Genomic DNA, 544 nt, shown 5'->3' on the forward strand with positions numbered 1-544 from the left:
GGGCAGCTCCCGCTGCACGGTCTCGACGATGGAGTCCGCGCCCGGCTGCTCGAAGTCCTTGGTGTCGACGTTCCAGCCCAGCGGGCGCATGCCGCGGGAGGCGGCGACCGCGCGGCTGTGCGGGGTGAACGCCCCGCCGGGCGCGCGGTAGTAGAGGGGACGGACGCCGCCGGACGCCTCGGTGATCATGCGCTCGGCGTCGAGGATCTCCTTCGACTGGTACGCCTCGGACTTCCGGTCCATGGCGGTGTCGTGGGACACGGAGTGGTCGCACAGCACGTGCCCGTCCGCGACGATCTCCTTGACCAGGCCGGGGTGCGCTTGCGCCTGGATCCCGGTGAGGCAGAACGTGGCCTTCACGCCCTCCTCGCGCAGCAGCTCCAGCACCTGGGGCGTCCAGCGGGGGTCGGGGCCGTCGTCGATGGTGATGTTGACGCCGCGCGGGCCCGCGTCGGAGGCGTGCGCGATCGTGGGGGAGACCCGTTCGACGGCGGCGGGGGTCGCGGACGCGCCGGCCTGCGGGGCGCCGCTCACGACGTCGGCC

1 protein-coding gene is annotated in these 544 nt (G+C 73.9%); it reads right to left on the minus strand.

The genetic code is table 11. The features are described 5' to 3' along the window. Positions 1-544: polysaccharide deacetylase family protein (locus LPA54_RS36085; RefSeq protein WP_228984758.1), on the minus strand; the 544-nt coding region annotated here is incomplete at both ends.

Origin of the sequence: Streptomyces sp. DH12, assembly GCF_020873895.1 — a bacterium.
Taxonomy (GTDB): Bacteria; Actinomycetota; Actinomycetes; order Streptomycetales; family Streptomycetaceae; genus Streptomyces.